28 protein-coding genes and 1 pseudogene are annotated in these 15,059 nt (G+C 70.4%); 9 read left to right on the top strand and 20 right to left on the bottom strand.

Annotated elements, in window-relative coordinates; all coding sequences use genetic code 11:
* The first annotated feature begins 35 nt into the window (after positions 1 to 35).
* The gene (locus tag OG900_33100) at positions 36 to 365 is read left to right on the top strand and encodes a hypothetical protein (protein WUH94502.1); all 330 of its coding nucleotides are present in this window, start codon (positions 36 to 38) and stop codon (positions 363 to 365) included.
* A gap of 61 nt (positions 366 to 426) precedes the next feature.
* On the opposite strand, the gene OG900_33095 is transcribed toward OG900_33100, so the two are convergent.
* From OG900_33095 to OG900_33050, 10 genes are all read right to left on the bottom strand, one after another.
* Positions 427 to 1,113, bottom strand: coding sequence for a nucleotidyltransferase domain-containing protein (locus OG900_33095; GenBank protein WUH94501.1), 687 nt, complete (start codon positions 1,111 to 1,113; stop codon positions 427 to 429).
* Between the two features lie 107 nt (positions 1,114 to 1,220).
* Positions 1,221 to 1,550: a hypothetical protein gene (locus tag OG900_33090; GenBank protein WUH94500.1), complete on the bottom strand. Its 330-nt coding sequence runs from the start codon at positions 1,548 to 1,550 to the stop codon at positions 1,221 to 1,223.
* Entirely contained in the window at positions 1,547 to 1,837 is a 291-nt protein-coding gene (locus OG900_33085; protein ID WUH94499.1) for a hypothetical protein, read from the bottom strand. The genes OG900_33090 and OG900_33085 overlap by 4 nt, the downstream gene beginning before the upstream one ends.
* The gene (locus OG900_33080) at positions 1,834 to 2,346 is read right to left on the bottom strand and encodes a hypothetical protein (GenBank protein ID WUH94498.1); all 513 of its coding nucleotides are present in this window, start codon (positions 2,344 to 2,346) and stop codon (positions 1,834 to 1,836) included. The genes OG900_33085 and OG900_33080 overlap by 4 nt, the downstream gene beginning before the upstream one ends.
* Entirely contained in the window at positions 2,343 to 2,816 is a 474-nt protein-coding gene (locus OG900_33075; GenBank protein WUH94497.1) for a hypothetical protein, read from the bottom strand. The genes OG900_33080 and OG900_33075 overlap by 4 nt, the downstream gene beginning before the upstream one ends.
* 45 nt (positions 2,817 to 2,861) lie before the next feature.
* Positions 2,862 to 3,212, bottom strand: a complete 351-nt coding sequence (locus OG900_33070) for a hypothetical protein (protein WUH94496.1) — start codon at positions 3,210 to 3,212, stop codon at positions 2,862 to 2,864.
* 90 nt (positions 3,213 to 3,302) lie between these two features.
* Entirely contained in the window at positions 3,303 to 3,839 is a 537-nt protein-coding gene (locus tag OG900_33065; protein WUH94495.1) for a hypothetical protein, read from the bottom strand.
* Between the two features lie 65 nt (positions 3,840 to 3,904).
* Complete coding sequence (locus OG900_33060) at positions 3,905 to 4,330, bottom strand: hypothetical protein (protein WUH94494.1); 426 nt, start codon at positions 4,328 to 4,330, stop codon at positions 3,905 to 3,907.
* A 9-nt stretch (positions 4,331 to 4,339) separates the two neighbouring features.
* Positions 4,340 to 4,642: a hypothetical protein gene (locus OG900_33055; protein WUH94493.1), complete on the bottom strand. Its 303-nt coding sequence runs from the start codon at positions 4,640 to 4,642 to the stop codon at positions 4,340 to 4,342.
* Between the two features lie 94 nt (positions 4,643 to 4,736).
* Entirely contained in the window at positions 4,737 to 5,081 is a 345-nt protein-coding gene (locus tag OG900_33050; protein WUH94492.1) for a hypothetical protein, read from the bottom strand.
* Positions 5,082 to 5,235: 154 nt separating this feature from the next.
* Between OG900_33050 and OG900_33045 the strand changes: the two genes are divergently transcribed.
* From OG900_33045 to OG900_33035, 3 genes are read left to right on the top strand one after another with little or no spacing between them, the layout of a single operon-like run.
* Positions 5,236 to 5,529 (top strand): hypothetical protein, encoded by a 294-nt coding sequence (locus OG900_33045; protein ID WUH94491.1) that lies wholly within the window; start codon positions 5,236 to 5,238, stop codon positions 5,527 to 5,529.
* The gene (locus OG900_33040; protein WUH94490.1) at positions 5,529 to 5,732 is read left to right on the top strand and encodes a hypothetical protein; all 204 of its coding nucleotides are present in this window, start codon (positions 5,529 to 5,531) and stop codon (positions 5,730 to 5,732) included. Before OG900_33045 ends, OG900_33040 begins: the two co-directional genes overlap by 1 nt.
* The gene (locus OG900_33035; GenBank protein WUH94489.1) at positions 5,729 to 5,902 is read left to right on the top strand and encodes a hypothetical protein; all 174 of its coding nucleotides are present in this window, start codon (positions 5,729 to 5,731) and stop codon (positions 5,900 to 5,902) included. Before OG900_33040 ends, OG900_33035 begins: the two co-directional genes overlap by 4 nt.
* Before the next feature lie 108 nt (positions 5,903 to 6,010).
* On the opposite strand, the gene OG900_33030 is transcribed toward OG900_33035, so the two are convergent.
* A complete protein-coding gene (locus OG900_33030; protein ID WUH94488.1) occupies positions 6,011 to 6,403 on the bottom strand; it encodes a hypothetical protein in 393 nt (130 codons plus the stop codon).
* A 294-nt stretch (positions 6,404 to 6,697) separates the two neighbouring features.
* Between OG900_33030 and OG900_33025 the strand changes: the two genes are divergently transcribed.
* Positions 6,698 to 7,492 carry a phage antirepressor KilAC domain-containing protein gene (locus tag OG900_33025; GenBank protein WUH94487.1) on the top strand — a complete coding sequence of 265 codons (795 nt, stop codon included), beginning with the start codon at positions 6,698 to 6,700 and terminating at the stop codon, positions 7,490 to 7,492.
* Positions 7,493 to 7,539: 47 nt separating this feature from the next.
* Here the strand turns inward: OG900_33025 and OG900_33020 are convergent, their stop codons facing one another.
* From OG900_33020 to OG900_33000, 5 genes are all read right to left on the bottom strand, one after another.
* Positions 7,540 to 7,884, bottom strand: coding sequence for a hypothetical protein (locus tag OG900_33020; protein ID WUH94486.1), 345 nt, complete (start codon positions 7,882 to 7,884; stop codon positions 7,540 to 7,542).
* Positions 7,885 to 8,195: 311 nt separating this feature from the next.
* On the bottom strand, positions 8,196 to 8,456 hold the full coding sequence (locus tag OG900_33015) for a hypothetical protein (protein WUH94485.1): 261 nt from the start codon (positions 8,454 to 8,456) through the stop codon (positions 8,196 to 8,198).
* 79 nt (positions 8,457 to 8,535) lie between these two features.
* A complete protein-coding gene (locus OG900_33010) occupies positions 8,536 to 8,727 on the bottom strand; it encodes a hypothetical protein (protein ID WUH94484.1) in 192 nt (63 codons plus the stop codon).
* Positions 8,724 to 8,897 (bottom strand): hypothetical protein, encoded by a 174-nt coding sequence (locus OG900_33005; GenBank protein WUH94483.1) that lies wholly within the window; start codon positions 8,895 to 8,897, stop codon positions 8,724 to 8,726. The genes OG900_33010 and OG900_33005 overlap by 4 nt, the downstream gene beginning before the upstream one ends.
* Positions 8,898 to 8,960: 63 nt before the next feature.
* The gene (locus tag OG900_33000; protein WUH94482.1) at positions 8,961 to 9,230 is read right to left on the bottom strand and encodes a GntR family transcriptional regulator; all 270 of its coding nucleotides are present in this window, start codon (positions 9,228 to 9,230) and stop codon (positions 8,961 to 8,963) included.
* A 160-nt stretch (positions 9,231 to 9,390) separates the two neighbouring features.
* Between OG900_33000 and OG900_32995 the strand changes: the two genes are divergently transcribed.
* Together OG900_32995 and OG900_32990 are read left to right on the top strand one after the other, a co-directional pair.
* The gene (locus OG900_32995; protein ID WUH94481.1) at positions 9,391 to 9,600 is read left to right on the top strand and encodes a hypothetical protein; all 210 of its coding nucleotides are present in this window, start codon (positions 9,391 to 9,393) and stop codon (positions 9,598 to 9,600) included.
* Positions 9,597 to 9,908, top strand: a complete 312-nt coding sequence (locus OG900_32990; protein WUH94480.1) for a hypothetical protein — start codon at positions 9,597 to 9,599, stop codon at positions 9,906 to 9,908. Before OG900_32995 ends, OG900_32990 begins: the two co-directional genes overlap by 4 nt.
* A 578-nt stretch (positions 9,909 to 10,486) precedes the next feature.
* Here OG900_32990 and OG900_32985 read toward each other — a convergent pair.
* Positions 10,487 to 10,726 carry a helix-turn-helix domain-containing protein gene (locus OG900_32985; protein ID WUH94479.1) on the bottom strand — a complete coding sequence of 80 codons (240 nt, stop codon included), beginning with the start codon at positions 10,724 to 10,726 and terminating at the stop codon, positions 10,487 to 10,489.
* Between the two features lie 452 nt (positions 10,727 to 11,178).
* On the opposite strand from OG900_32985, the pseudogene OG900_32980 reads away from it, so the two are divergent.
* Positions 11,179 to 11,292, top strand: a pseudogene (locus OG900_32980) (3-hydroxyacyl-CoA dehydrogenase family protein).
* 43 nt (positions 11,293 to 11,335) lie between these two features.
* On the opposite strand, the gene OG900_32975 reads toward OG900_32980, so the two are convergent.
* Together OG900_32975 and OG900_32970 are read right to left on the bottom strand one after the other, a co-directional pair.
* Positions 11,336 to 12,103, bottom strand: coding sequence for an ABC transporter ATP-binding protein (locus OG900_32975; protein ID WUH96012.1), 768 nt, complete (start codon positions 12,101 to 12,103; stop codon positions 11,336 to 11,338).
* 121 nt (positions 12,104 to 12,224) lie between these two features.
* Positions 12,225 to 13,097, bottom strand: a complete 873-nt coding sequence (locus OG900_32970; protein WUH94478.1) for an ABC transporter permease — start codon at positions 13,095 to 13,097, stop codon at positions 12,225 to 12,227.
* Between the two features lie 105 nt (positions 13,098 to 13,202).
* On the opposite strand from OG900_32970, the gene OG900_32965 reads away from it, so the two are divergent.
* Positions 13,203 to 13,814, top strand: a complete 612-nt coding sequence (locus OG900_32965) for a TetR/AcrR family transcriptional regulator (protein ID WUH94477.1) — start codon at positions 13,203 to 13,205, stop codon at positions 13,812 to 13,814.
* On the opposite strand, the gene OG900_32960 is transcribed toward OG900_32965, so the two are convergent.
* On the bottom strand, positions 13,748 to 14,959 hold the full coding sequence (locus OG900_32960) for a serine/threonine-protein phosphatase (protein WUH94476.1): 1,212 nt from the start codon (positions 14,957 to 14,959) through the stop codon (positions 13,748 to 13,750). The two genes, OG900_32965 and OG900_32960, sit on opposite strands and share 67 nt — an antisense overlap.
* Positions 14,960 to 15,059 lie beyond the last annotated feature (100 nt).

Below are 15,059 nucleotides of genomic sequence, written 5' to 3'. Positions count from 1 at the left end.
GCGGCAGGCTGGGGCTTCCGACCTGAGGGGGATTCATGCGCTGCCCGTCCGACAAATGCGCGTCCACGAACATTCAGCACCTGCCGCACTACTGGCGGTCGTTGCCGGGGGATTCGCCGCTGAAAGGCAAGTACGCGCAGCCGGCCGAGGGTGACCGGCGGGCCCGGCTGATCGCCGCAGGTGTTGCCGCCCTCGGGGTGGTGCTGCTGGTGACCGGGGCGTGGCCGCTGGGACTCCTCGCCCTGGCCGGGGGCGGGGTCGGCGTGTGGGCGATCCACGGGCGGATCACCCTCGCCGACCAGGCCCGCGGCAAATGGTCCAGCACCCAAATATGCCTCGCGTGCACGCACCTGTGGGTGCCCTGACCCCGGACACGCCGACGCCCCGCCACCGTTGCTGCCGGTGGCGGGGCGGAATTGCGTGAGGTCAGATTCCCTCGCGGACGTAGTGGGCGGCGCGCACCCGTCGCAGCCACGCTTCGACAGGAGCCTCGTCAGGCTGCTCGGGCAGCACGCTGACCGTGGCGTCGAAAGCGGCCTCGAAGCGCTTGAGCATCGGCAGCGCCAGCATGGCGTCGGCGGCGACCTGCTCCCCGAAACGGTGATACTCCTCGGGGTTGTCTACGCGGATACTCAGCCGGCCGGTGGCATACAGCTCGAAGCCCTGATGGCACAGTCTCCGCAGATGCCGGGCGTGCTTCGCAGTCCGCTTCCGGGTATCGGCGGAGAACGACCCGTCGCCCCGGTCGTACAGTCGCTTGAACTGCTGGGTGGCGTACCCGAGGTAGGCGTCACGGACTCGCTTCGCCGACAGCAGCGAGGACCGTATCCCGATCAGTTCGTCACCGAGGGCGGTCCGCACCTCGTATAGGTCGTCGGGCAGCCAGACGAGTTCCATCACGGTGGGGTTGCCGCCGAGGGCGAGTCGGCACCACTTCGCCGCCTCGTGCAGGGTCCGGTCCGGGTGGGTGGTGACGTGGGAGTCCTTCGGCTGGTGCAGGCCGTGCAGTTCTTCTGTGGGTGCGGCGAACAGGCCGAGGCGGTCCACGTCGGAGCCTTCGCGGGCGAGGCCGTAGGCGGTGGAACCGACGATGCCTGACAGCAGGATGTTCACAGCGGGCCTTTCGGACGGGTAGGTCTGATGATCGGCTGGTCACACGGCGTCTGCCAGCGAGTTACGCCGGCCCCGTCCGCGCCGGGTGTTCGGCGGGACGGGGCGGATCAGGCGGTGGGGCGACCGAGCGCTTCGGCGTCGTCGGCGAGGATGATCCCGGCGCGGGCACAGAACTCGTCGAGTCCCATGACTCCGCCCCATGGGTCGTCGGTGTCGAACTGGGCGACCAAGATGTCGCCGTAGCGGGCGGTGCCGACACCCCACCGGTAGCGCAGGTACAGGTAGTCGCCGTCCTCGGTCCAGGCGTCCCACTGCGACGGGCACGCGGCGCAGGTCTGAACGGCGCGGGCGATCGACAGGCTGGGACTTGCGCCGCGGGTCTTCCGTTCCAGGCAGATCAGGCACCCGTAGAAGCACGGGTGATCGGTGGCGGTCACGTCCCCTCCTTCGGTTCGATTCGGTCGGCGCCGTCGCGGATGCCTTGGACGTACACGGCGGCTTTCGGCATGGCGAGCAGCCCGTCTTCCTGGTCGGCGAACTCCCGGGCCACCTCCGCGTCGTGGTGGCGGACGGCGGTGATGAGGGCGTCCACGAGTGGCGTGGCGTCTGACCAGATCATCCCGACGCCACCGGTCGGGGGATGCGTCGGCGGGTCGCACAGGGCATTCCGCACCCTGCTCCGCGCCTCCTCCACGGCCTGCGCGGCATCGTCCAGGGCGGTCACTGGTCGCCTCCGAACACGTCGGGGTGGTCGGCCTTCCACTGCGCCCAGTCGGGCCGGTCGTTGCCGTCTCCGTCGTCGTAGATGCGGTCCATGAGTTGCGGCAGGGTCAGCGGACCGATGGGCCGCTCGGCGAAGTTGGGGGACTGTGGTACGAACAGCGGCCCCATGGTCCATGTGCGGCGCCGGTACCCCCAGTCGCCGGCCCCGTACTTGACGAAGGTCATGCCGTTCGCCCCGCCGTCAACATCGAACGGGCGCTCCGCAAGCCGCGCCTTGTACGAGTCGCCGTACCAGGTGTCGATGTAGTACCCGAGGAACGAGGCGAGCTGCTGGGCTTCGGCGTCCGTGGGTCTCTCGCCGCTACCCCACGAGTAGGGCGCGGTGTCGACCGCGATGAACGCGACGATGTAGTTCCACTCCGGGTGGGATGAGGCCACGACCGGGATGCGGAGCTTGGTCAGCGGGTCGTCACGGTCCGCGTCATACGGCCAGGCGGTCTTGGTGGTCATCGCGCTTCCTCCGGAACGGTGTGCGGCTCGGGGTGGTAGTACCAGGCGAGGCCAGCGAGCCAGTCCGGCCAGTCCGCAGTGGGTCCGTCGGCGTATTCCTGGTTGATGGGGGCGTCGGTGATCTCCCCGTCGGGGCGCCGCCACTCACCGCGAACCCGGGCGGTGATCCGGCGGCTGCCGTCCTCGCCGCGGTGGTACGTGATGGTCACGTCGGCGACGCGGATGCTGCCGGAGCCGTACCGGTTGGGCACGTCGGGCGCGTTGTCGATGATGAGCGTGCGGGTGTCGGTCTCGGCGAACGGCCGGAAGCCGATCGCCTCGACTGCGGCCCGCTGGCGGGCGTGGTCGGCGGGGGTCAAGGCTGCTTCCTTGCCGGTGCGCGCGCCCCCCCAGGCTTCCTCGCGGTCGCGTTCGAGTTCGGCGGGGTCCTGGCCCTGCATGTGGCGGATGAAGTCGTCAGCGGCGGTCATGCTGTGCTCCTTGCTGGTTGGTTGGCAGGCTCGGGTGGGCGGGGGTCAGGTGGGGAGGTGGACGTCGGTGACGGGGCGGTCACGCAGCCGCGGCCTGCGGGCGGGGTGCCTCGGAGGAGTCGGCTCGTCGAAGAGGGACTCCTGCTCGGGCCGCACGACAGGTCGGGGCCGATCGCCGGCGTCGGGCTTCGTACTGGCGTAGCAGCGGCAGGGTTCGCCGGGCTTGCAGTCGTGGAACATCTCGCGCGTGGCGTCCCAGTCCTGCGGCTGATCGCCGGGCTCCTGCCGCTGGCCACACCTGCAGTAGCTGCGGTCGAGCCACGGGTTGTAGGTGATGAAGGGGTGGTCCCGGTCGGCGCACCACCGCCGGGTGGCTTCCGATATCAGCACGGTCACAGCGGGCTCCTCTCGGGTCGGTCGGCTGATCACCTCGCGGGGTGCACGGCGGGGGTCCGTGCACCCGGGCGGCGATCAGGCGGGACGGGGTCAGGGCTTGCGGAGCCCGGCGGCCAGCGCCTTGGTCATCTGCGCAGCGAGATCGCCCGTCAACTCCTGCGCGACCATGTCGCGGACCTGCTGAACGGCCTGCGCAATCTGATCGGAGAACGCCTTCTGCACCTCGGCGCGAACGGCCTGCTGGAGAACGCTGCCCTTCTCGCTGCGGTACCGGTCGGCGGGCTCGGCGAGCTGCTTGCGCGCCTCATCGGCGACGATCTCGGCAAGGGTCGTCTCGGTGCCTGTGCGCTCCCCGTAGGCGTTGGTCTTGTAGATCGGCCGGGCGAGCGCCTCGTCGATGGACGGGCGAACGGCCGCGCGGATCTCCTCCTTGCGGATCTCGGTGACCATGTCGCGGAGGGTCGGATAGCGCTGGTCTCCGACCAGTCGGGCGACGATCTTCTCGGCAACCAGATCGGCGACGGTGCGCTGCCCGGTCTCGTAGGCGTCGCCGTCCTCGTCGAAGCCGACGACCTGTCCGACGATGGTGTCGAGGGTGATGTCGCTGACGTTGATCTCGATGTTCATGACTTCCTTTGGGTTGTGGGTTGTGGTTCAGGTGGAGAGGTCGAGAGTGGGGCCGGTCTGGGGGCTTACGGGTACCAGTGGCCTGCGTCGTTGCGGCGGCGGACGTACATTTCGTCGTGCGTCCGTTCGGTGAAGCTGCTGGCTGGCAGCGGGTATCGGACGACCGCGCCGAATCGATGGGTGACGATCACTTCGCCGGAGCCGACGCTGGTGACGTGTTGGATGGTGATCTGGTCGCCGACTCGGAGGCCGAGGAAGTCGGGCACGTCCACTCGGGCGATGTTCAGCCACCACCACGCGAAGCCCTTGGGGTTACCGCGCGGGGCTTCGGGCATCGGCTCGTACAGGTCACCCGGCCGGTAGTCGTAGGCGTAGCTGTCGTCGAGGGCGTACCGGGTGAGGTCCAGGGTCGGGCTGTACAGGTGGCCACGGTCGAACGCGGCGGGGACGCTGGAGGCGGGGAGCGCCTTGTAGTCGGGGTCGGTGTACATGGCGGACTCCTACGCGGCGAGCTGGATGCGGTCGGTGCGGAATGTGGTGTCTTCGCCGTCGCGCCAGTCGAACGCGCGGACGGTGATGTCCCCGGCGTTGGTGGGACGGAGGGTGTGGGGGCTGATGTCCCGGACGCTGACGGTCCCGTGCTGGTCCTGGTAGCGGATCCGCACGACAGCCCCCGTGTCGGCCGCCGCGAGCAGCCGGACGAGGAGCCGGTGGTGGGCGCTGATCGCGGCGGACACCATGTGCCGGCCGGCGGCCAGTGCGGCACGGAGACTACGGCGGGCGGTGCGGAGCGTGCGGATCATCGGGGGCCCCTCGGTGCGGTGATGCGGTCTGCGCGGAGTGCCCTCGGGCGGGATTCGGTCCCGCAGCGTCACGCCGGTCCGTGGGCTGGGTGGGTCAGTCCTGGAAGCAGTCGAAGTCGAAGGTGACGTCCTCGCCCGCCGCGTCGGTGACCGCGATGTCCCAGGCCTCACCGCGCTTGGCGGCGCTGGCGACGAGACGGCCGATCTTGTTGAGGAGCGTGGCGTCCATGGCCTTGACCTGCTCGCCCGCCGCGGTGGTGTACCGGAGGGTGAAGGAGGTGGTGGGGCCGAGGTACTTGCCGGTGAAGTAGCCGGGGATCTGTGCGTGGCAGTCCTGCCATGACGGGACCCTGCGGTCGGTTACAACGCGGGCGACGCCCTGCTCGGTCTCGGTGCCGGTGCGTGCCGTGTACGCCACCATGTGCGCGGTCATCGTCATCTTGGTCTCCCCTGCTCGCCGCTTCCTTGCTGATGACTCGACTATAGAGGCCAACTCTTGGCCAGGCAAGAGGCCAACCTGTTGTTCTCCATGATTCTTTAGTGGGGCAAGGGTGTGGCCTACCAGTAGGCCAACGGTTGTGCAACTATGTGGTATGGCTACCGACCACGCGCCCGACGAGGACAACCTCCGGGTCTACGCCCGACACAAGCGGCACCACGAAGCCGCCAAGGCTGAGCTACCCGAGGTGAAGGAACGCGCCGCCAAGGACTTGCTGGCCGGCTCGACCGCTGCAGAGCTGGCCAAGCTCACCGGGCTGTCCGATGAGTTCTTCCGCCGCATCGCCCGCTCGGTCGGTGCCGAACGCAAGCGGGAGCCCACGGTCGGCCGCGAGGTCGAGGCGAAGCGCACGGCCACCCCCGCCCCGCCCGCACCCGAGGAGACCTGATGGCAGAGGTCGACGTGCCCGCGTGTGGCGCCGAGCTGCATCACACCCACGGAACAGCCGTGTGCGACCTACCCGATGGGCACGACGGCGAGCACGGGGCACTGTGCGGCATCTGCTACGAGAACGGCTACGACGACCCGAGCGACCGACTGGAGTGGAAGCACGACGGCGAGACCTGGACCGCGCAGAGGAGCGGCACGTGAGCCACTACAGCCCGGTGCCGGTCGTATCTCTGGACCGCTTCGAGGGCAAGGACTACGTCGCACTGGAGGCGCCGCAACTTCTCGACGCGGTCCTGCTCACCCCGGAGCAGGCCCGCGTGCTGGCCGCTGCTCTGGTCGCGCACGCGGACGCCCTCGACCCGCCTGCATAGGTGTTCTGCGCATTTATGCGTATGGCCACCGGCCCCGGATGGGCGCATTCTTGCCCCACCCCCCGCAGCGCCCCGCCGCTCTCCCCGTACCGGCGGGGCGCAGCCCTGTCACGGCTCGGGTCGGCAGGCGGTGCACGCGGTGGTGTCGGGGAATCCGAGCATGCCGCGGGCGTCGGCCGGGGTGGGTATGGGGGTGACCCGGTGGAGGCTGCTGTCGCGGGGGATGGCGAAGCAGGTGGTCTCGTGGAGTTCCGCGGCGAGTGGTTGTCCGGCGGGGTCGATGGGGGCGACGAGGACGTACTTGGGTCCGGGTTGCGGGGCCGGCTGGCGGGGCACGTGGCTGTAGTCCTCGCCGTCGACCGGTTGCACGGCGGTAGCGGGGGCGCGCACGGTCACGGTGGCCCACCACTGGCCGTCCTGGTCCTGCTGCCAGCCGGTGATCTGCCCGGTGGTGGACCCGGGGAGGGTGACCCGGATACGGGGCGGCAGGGAATCGGGCATGTGTTCGATCGTAGCCGCAGGTCGGAGCGCTTTGGTTTTGTGACGTGCGTCACGCAGCTGGGTGTCGTTTCACTCCGGCTAGTGCCGTTTCAGTCCGGCCAGTCTGACTCAGTCCGTCTTCTATGAGTTCGCAACGCCCTGATAGATCATCAATTCCGATCATGCGCCGGGAGTTGTCGTCACTGGCTGTATTGTTCCAACCAGTGGATCGCCCCACGATCCGCCCCAAAACGAAGTGCGCCCTCACGCGGGAGTGGGTCCCGCGGAGGGCATGAACCAGGAGGAACAAGCTCCGTGGCACAGAACAACGGTATCTCGCTGGCCGCCGGAAGCGACGACGGGGACGGCGGAGACGGCAGCCCCTTCGACGCAATCCGCCGGGTGGACGACTACGGCCAGGAATACTGGTCCGCCCGCGACCTCCAGCCGATCATGGCCTACGTCCAGTGGCGTGACTTCGACGAGGTCGTCAAGCGGGCCATCCGGTCCGCCGAGAACACCGGCACCTACTCTGAACAGGCTTTTTGTGCCACCACGCAAAAAGGTACCGGCGGCGCCCCACGTGCCGACTACCGCCTGAGCCGCCAGGCCGCCTACCTGGTCGCGATGAACGGCGACCCGAATAAGCCGGCCGTCGCCGCCGCCCAGTCGTACTTCACCGTGCAGACCCGTAAGGCCGAGATCGCCACCAGCCGGCCGATGTCCGAGCTGGAGATGGCCAAGCAGTACGTGGCCGCGCTGGAGCGTGAGCAGCAGCTGGCGAAGGAGCTGGAAGTCGCCGCTCCGAAGGCCGGAAAGTGGGACAAGTTCCTCAACACGGCGGGGCTGATCGGTATGACCGAGACCGCCGACATGCTCGGCACGGACGTGCGCACCATGACCAACTGGCTGGTCGAGATCCAGATATTCCGCAAGCAGACCTCGCAGAACGGTGGCGGCCGGAACCTTCCCCGGAAGGCGTTCCAGGACGGCGGTCAGTTCCGGGTCATCCCCGAGACGAATCGCGGGGTCAGCTACCCCGTGGCCTATGCCACAGCCCGCGGCCTCGACCTGATCGACGACCTGTGGCGGCAGAAGAACATCACCTGATCCGCCGCACCACGGCCCCCGACCATCGGCCGGGGGTTTCGTCGCTCCTACGCCCGCGCCGCCGTGTGCAGCCCTTGTGCCGCGTCGTATCCGCCGTCGAGCCCGGCCCCGGCAACCCCCACCCGGAGCGCCTCAGCGGCCGCGGTGACCTCGCCCATCAGCCGCGCGTGCTCCTGGTCGTCCGCCTCGGTCCACGGGGGGAGGGTGCGCCGGCCCCACGTCGGCACCTCCGACACCCGCTGTCCGGCTGCACGCAGGGCCTCGTCCGCCGCATCCGCCTCCGCGACCCGCCGGGCGTCCACCTGCTTCCGGTGCGCCTCCACCGCAGCCCACGCCTCATGGGCGCGTCGTTGCAGGTCAACCAGGTCCGGGGGGAACGTCGTATCGGCCATGCCCGCACCCTACGGCGGAGGTCGGACAATCCAGCGTCCGGTGTCGGAGGGGCGTGCCACACTGGCCCGTAGGAGCTGAACCGGCCCGCTGGCCGGTGTAGGCGCCTTCCGCCCGCCCCCTCGGCCCCACGGTCGGCAACGGCATCCCCACGGATGCGGGACGGGCCTCGTCTGCCGGGTTCAGCCGGGGGGGGGTAACCCCAGTCCCTCCCGCAAGCCGTACCCGAATCAGCGGGACCACACGGCGCGGGGCAGAGGCCCCCGGAGACACGAACGCCCCCGTCGTTCGCGGCGGGGGCGTTGTGCTGCACCTACGCGAAAGCGTCCCGGCGGTCGACACCCGGGTCGGCCGCCTCAGGCGTCTCATAGGTCCCCACAGCCAGCCCCAGCGCGAAGAACGTCGGCGCCCATTCGCCGATGAAAATGCCCCACCGATCCGCACGGGACACCCCAGCCGCCTCAGCCTGCATCGATGCCGTCCACGACACGATGGCCAGCCCAATGGACACAAACCCGGCGGCGTAGCAGTGCTCGGCGCGCAGGCCCTTGTCGTGCAGCAGTTTCACGATCACGGTGATCTCCAGACTCTTGGGGTCTTTCCACCATCACCGGGCGCGCGCTGGGCTGCCACTGGGGGAGACAACTCGCTGCTCAGCCCGACACGGGCCCCCGGTACACCCACACCAGCGGGTCCCCGCCGGGCTCCGGCTCGTAGTCCGCCCGGTCCTCCCAGCCGTCCACGATCTGGTAGGCGCCACCGCTGGGATCGAAGTCCGGCATCGCGGTGACGTCTACTTCGAGGCCGTCCAGTGGGCCGCCGACGTACCGCACCACCCGCGTCACGCCGCTTCCTCCACCTGGACCGCCGCCTGCCATTCCGCGCGCATCCGCGCCAACTCCGCCAAAGCCTCGGGCGACCAGTACGACCGGCCCGCCGTGAACGCCCGTATCCGCTCGTTCAGCGCCGCGGCATCAGGGCGCGCGGTATCCGGGGGAGTGGTGGTACGGGGCATGGCACAACCCTACGGCCCGCCTGTGACAGGGCGGTATCCACGCAGGCAGGACGGCATATGCCGTCAGTCGGCGGTCGGCTCCTGTGCGGCAACGAACGTGCCTTTGCCCTGCACCGTGTACACCAGCCCCCGCTCGCGCAGTTCCCGCACAGCACGACGCGCCGTCAACCGGGCCACCCCGTACTCCTCGGCCAGCCTGGACTCGGCAGGGATCGGCCGGTCCACAACCAGCGCCCCGGCGGAGATCATGCCCGCGACGATGTCGGCGAGCTGCATGTAAATGGGCCGGCCGGACTCGTGGTCAATGAGGTCCTGCGGATCGGTGTCACTCACACGATCAACGTAGACATGCGCTGACCTGCGCACATGTGCAGATCCCTCCGTACTCCTCTACAGAGGTCTACATCGGGGTATACCGTAATGGGACGAAGAATCCCCGCGACCGTGCCACCGGTCCGGGGAGTGGCCAACCCCCAGTGAGTACGAGGTCGGCATGGAACAGGATACCGAGGACGCCGCCGTCCGGGTGACCCCCGAACCGGTCGAATGGCCCCGCGTGATGGAGTCCACGGACGCCACCCTGGTCACCGTCCGGGAGGGGCAGACCAGCATCGGGCCGGTCACGATCGTCCACCTGCCGGGTGTCACGCCCCCGGCGACGGTCCCCCACCACTGCGGGCCAGACTGCGGACGACGGCCATGACGTACACCGTCCGCGAGTTCCTCGACGCCGACCTCGACCGGCTACGCCGCGCCTCGAACCTGGAAGCCCTCACAGCGCGATTCACCGGGCAGCCGCTACCCGAGACCGTCGCCAACCTGCGCGCCGCCCTCGTCGACGGCATCGGCATGGAGGACTTCCGCAGGCTGCACATCCTGATCAGCCACCTCTACCACCACTGCGGCGCCGGCTTCCAACTGACCGCCGACCTGTTCGCCGAGGTAGGCCAGGCGCTCGCACGCACCACCATCACACCCGAGAGAGGAGGAACCCATGTCCTGTCCGATTGAAGGCTGCCGCAAAGGCGGCTGCACCACCGAGTCGACGTCGACCGTGACCGGCCGGCCGAAGCGGTGACCGAGCCCAGCTTCATAGGGTGCCCTGACGGGCCACCCGCCCACGCGGGGATCCCGCAGGGCGCCCCCCGCCGTTGCGACCACTGCGGGCGGACAGTCACCGACTGGGAGGTCCGACAGCGGACCGACGACCGCGGACCTCTTCAACTGGTGTGGTGCCGGGACTCCCGGGCCTGCGACGACGCCAAGCGCACTGCCGACCGGCACGCCCCGGTCTGGCTCACCGCCGCCCGAATGCACGCCCCCTGAGACCGGGTCACCGGTGGACGGTGCCACCGGTAGCCCACCGCCTGCGCGGTGCCCACGCCCCCCGTCGAGGCGCCGCGCAGGCAACCCCGCCATGGCGCCGGCGGGGACGCCCCGACCGCGGGTGGTCGCAACGCGGTCGGGGCGGCAGGGTTGTGCGCAGGAACGTCAGCAGGACGCGCATAGATTCACCCGATCGGGTGACCTCAACATGGTTGCCCCGGGCATCGGAGTGCGGGACCGTGAGGCATGCACCTAGTCCGAAGTCAGTCCCGCACTAGGACGCTTAGGGGTACCCGGACTGCGTCGGCGATCAGCATCAGCCGGTCCACGGTGGGGGAATGGACTCCGGTCTCGATGTGGGAAATCGACGCCCGGGTCAGGCCGGCCAGTTCGGCGAGGCGGTCCTGTGACAGGTCCGCGGCCTCCCGGGCGATCCGGATGCGAACCCCGAGCGCGAGCCGGCGACGCAGGATCTCGTCGGGGATCGGGGTTGCGGACGGCACGTGATCAACGCTGTAGCCATCATGATCGTCTGTCTGCATAGTTAACTACTCAGTTTCCGATCAAGGAGATCCCGAGGTCGGCGGACCCGACAAAACGAACCTACCGCCTGCATACCAAACATCTGTTCGACTTTCTACTGCATCGAGCACGCATCTTTTCGGGTGACCCGAGTGTCGTACAGACCGGATCGCACCACTCCCCCAGAACGGCCCTGTCGGTCGGAAGCCGGGCGGCACGCCGCCGGCAGGGCAGGCTCCGCCCCGCGTCCCTCTTCAGGGACCGGGGCGGCGGTCTATTTCCAGGGATTTCTGAGGGAGGCCAGGCGGCCCCAGGGACCCGTCAGGGATCTCTGTAGAGACATCACACGGAACGTCTGGGAATGCTGCGAAACGACGTTTGCGCAGGTAAGTGAGACGGAGCCCCCAACCCTCGCAGGCAAGCCCAACCAGCCACCATGTACGCGGAGTACAAGGAGCCGTTGTACGCGGCCCCGCCGATCCTCCAGCGGATGGTCGACGCCGGGCGGCTCGGCCGTAAGTCAGGCGCGGGCTTCTACTCCTACTGACGGTCTACCCCTCCTGACGGCCGGCCTCCCCCTTCGCGCTCGCTCAGCTGCCGCCGGAGTGGGCCTCGTAGGCCTTGATGACCTCGTCGGTGGGGCCGTCTCTCAGCAGTTCGCCCTTCTCCAGCCACAGCACTCGGTCGCAGGTGTCGCGGATGGAGTTGTTGTTGTGGCTGACCAGGAAGACCGTGCCGGCCTCCTTGCGCAGCTCGCGGATGCGTTCCTCGGAGCGGCGCTGGAAGGCCCGGTCGCCGGTGGCGAGCGCCTCGTCGATCATCAGCACGTCGTGGTTCTTGGCCGCCGCGATCGAGAACCGCAGCCGGGCGGCCATGCCGGAGGAGTACGTGCGCATCGGCAGGGAGATGAAGTCGTCCTTCTCGTTGATCCCGGAGAAGTCGACGATCCCCTGGTAGCGCTCGCGCATCTCCTCCTGGGACATGCCCATGGCCAGGCCGCCGAGGATCACGTTGGTGGCGCCGGTCAGGTCGTTCATCAGCGCCGCGTTCACGCCGAGCAGCGACGGCTGGCCGTCGGTGTAGACGCGGCCCCGGTCCGGTGGGAGCAGGCCCGCGATGGCCTTGAGCAGGGTGGACTTGCCCGAGCCGTTGGAGCCGATGATGCCGATGGCCTCGCCGCGGTAGGCGGTGAAGCTCACCCCTTTGACGGCGTGCACGAGGTGCACGCTGGGCGCGCCCTGCCGGAGCAGGATGCGGCGCAGCGCGGCGGCGGCATTGCCGTGGCCGGTGCCGGCGCCGTATACCCGGTAGACGACATGCAGGCCGTCGACCACGACGGTCGGCACTCCCGGTGACAGCGCGGACGGCGGTAGGACGGGCGGTGGCCCGGCCGCCGGTTCCGCCTCGCGCCCGGCTCCCCGGAGGACCTTCGGTGCGGCCTGCGGCTGGGCTGCGGCTGCGGACTCGCCTGCGGACTGTTCAGCCACGTCCGTACTCCTCCTCGGACGACCAGAAGAACGCATATCCCGCGCACCCCGCCACAGTCGCCCAGATCAGCGCGAGCGGCCACACGTGCGGCGGCAGCCGGCCGCTGGTGACGCTGTCGATCAGGGCGTAGCGCATCAGCGCGACGTAGACCTGCGCCGGGTTGGCCTCCAGCAGCAGGGTCACGGCGTGCGGGGCGTGCGCGGTGATCCGGGAGAGGTCGTAGAAGATCCCGGACGCGTACATCCAGCTGCGGACCGCGAAGGGCAGCACCTGGGCGAAGTCGGTGGTGCGGGCGCCGACACGGGCCACGGCGAGCGCGCATCCGGCGGTGAAGACGGTCTGCAGCGCCAGAGCGGGCACCGCGAGCAGCCAGCGGGCGGTGACGGGTACACCGCTCGCCACGACGATCACCGCGAGCACCCCCAGGGACAGCAGCAGCTGCCGCAGCTGCACCAGGGTGACGGCCAGCGGCAGCCCGGCCCGTGGGAAATGCAGGGCTCTGACCAGGCCGATGTTGTCGGTCAGCGAGCGGGCGCCGGCCAGCACCGCCGACTGGGTGAAGGCGAAGACGAAGATCCCGGTGCACAGGAAGGGGATGTAGTCCGGCACGCCGCGCCCGGAGCCCAGCAGCGCGCCGAAGATCAGGAAGTAGACGCCCGCATTGAGCAGCGGCGTCCCCACCTGCCACAGCTGGCCGAGCCTGGCCTGGGTGTACGGGGCGGCGGTGCGGGCCCTGGCGAATTCGTTGATGAAGTGCCGGCGGCCCCACAGCTGCCGGGTGTAGCCGGCCAGCGAGGGCCGGGCGCCGCTGACCGTCAGCCCGTGGGCGGCGGCCAGGGCGGCGAGCGGGGTGGGTGGTGGCATGGGTGACCTCTGGACGTAGCGAGGGAACGGTACCGTATCGTCGTGACGACCGTACGGCTCCCTGCGGTCGGAACGCAACCGTTCCGTCGCGATACGCTCGTCCGTATGACCGCAGACCCCGCTCCGTCCCGCAGACCCCCCGCCGGCGCCGCCGTACTCCGGCCGGACGTCACCGAGGCGATCAGGGCCGCGGTCTTCGCGGAACTGGCGGAGACCGGCTACGCGCGGATGTCCATGGAACGCATCGCCCGGCGGGCGGGCGTCGGCAAGGCCGCGGTCTACCGACGGTGGCGCTCCAAACTGCCGCTGGTCCTCGACGTCGTGCCCGCCGTCGCCGCCCAGGGCCTCCCTGCGCCCGACACCGGGTCGCTGCGCGGCGACGTACGCGCCCTGCTCGACGTCAGCGCGCGGGCGCTGCGGCACCCCGTGGTCGCGCAGATCCTCCCCGACCTGCTGGCCGAGGCCGCCCGCAGCCCGGAGCTTGCGGAATCCCTCCACGGCGCGCTCCGCGACGCACACGGCGGCATCGTCGCCGCCGTCATCGCCCAGGCCGCCGCCCGCGGCGAAGTCCCCGCCGCGACCGACCCGGCCCTCGCCGTCGACCTCCTGGCCGGCCCCCTCTACTGGCGCCAGGCCGTCCTCGGCACCGCCTACACCCCGCCCGAACTCGACGCCCTGGCCGCGGCCACGTCGGCGGCGCTGGCCACCGGGGGCTGAGCACGCGCCACAGGCGCCGGCGCCTGCTGCCGCTTCGGCGGGGCGACGGGCTTGGGCGTCGGAGTCAGGACGAGGAGGGCGACGTCGTCGGCGCGGCGGCCGCCCGTGTGGCGGAGGATCTCCGCGCGTAGCCTGGCGACGACCTCGGCGTCCCGCACACGGGTGGCCCCCAGCGCGGCCAGCGTCTCGGGCAGCGGGAAGAAGCGGCCGGTGCCGTCGCGGGCGTCGGGGACGCCGTCGGTGTACAGCAGCAGCCCCTCCCCCGGGTCCAGCCGGCCGCGGCACACGGTGACGTCCGTACGGAGCGGGTCGAACAGGCCCAGCGGCGGCAGCGGCTCGCCCAGCGCCAGCGGGCCGACCTGCGGCCCCAGCACATACGGCGGCGGGTGGCCGCAGTTGACGGCGAGCAGCCCGCCGTCCTCCGCGAGCTGCACCAGCTGGACGGTCGCGAACTCCTCCGCCGTCACCTCCTCGCCCGCGTCGCGGTCGCTCAGATGCCGGTGCATCGCGGCGTGGAGCCGGTGCACCACGGCGGGCAGGTCCGCCTCGTGGTGCGCGGCCTCCCGGAAACTGCCCAGCAGCGCCGCCACCAGGCCGATCGCGGGCAGGCCGTGCCCCCGCGCGTCCCCGATCAGCGCGCGCACGCCGAAGGGGGTGGCCAGCACCTCGTAGAAGTCGCCGCCGACCCGGGCGCCCTGACTGGCCGACAGGTAGTCGCCGCTCACCGCCACGGCGCCGACCTCGTGCGGCAGCGGACGCAGCAGCACGTGCTGGGCCGCCACCGCGATCTCCCGGGTCCTGGTCAGCTCGGCACTCAGACGGCTGCGGCGGGCCGCCGTCCACATGCCCGCGGCCGCCACCGCCAGCACGGTGCAGGCGGCTCCGGCCGCCGGGCCCGACACGGCCATCGAGTCGTCCGCCAGGTCGGTGCCGAGCGCTGCCAGCGCGAGGGTGCCGCTGAGGAGGACCGCGCGGCGGTGGCCGCCGGACGCCACGCTCAGCGCCGGGGTCACCGCCAGCGCGGGCAGCACGTCGGTGCCCTGCGGCACCTGCCATGCCAGGACGCCCATCGCGGCGACCCATACCGCGGACAACGGCACCCAGGGTGTGCGGCGCACGCCGCGGATGCTTTGCATCAGGCTCATGCGGCCGGCTCCCCCTTGCGGCTCTTCGCTTCCCCCGATTCTTGCGGTTGGCTCGGCGCCGCGCCCGTTGCGTCCGGGCCGGTCACCCGATCGAGCGAAT

It is taken from the genome of Streptomyces sp. NBC_00433 (assembly GCA_036015235.1).
Classification (GTDB): domain Bacteria; phylum Actinomycetota; class Actinomycetes; order Streptomycetales; family Streptomycetaceae; genus Actinacidiphila.
The sequence above is the reverse complement of the archived record's forward strand: the minus strand, read 5'-3'. Positions and strand labels throughout refer to the sequence as shown.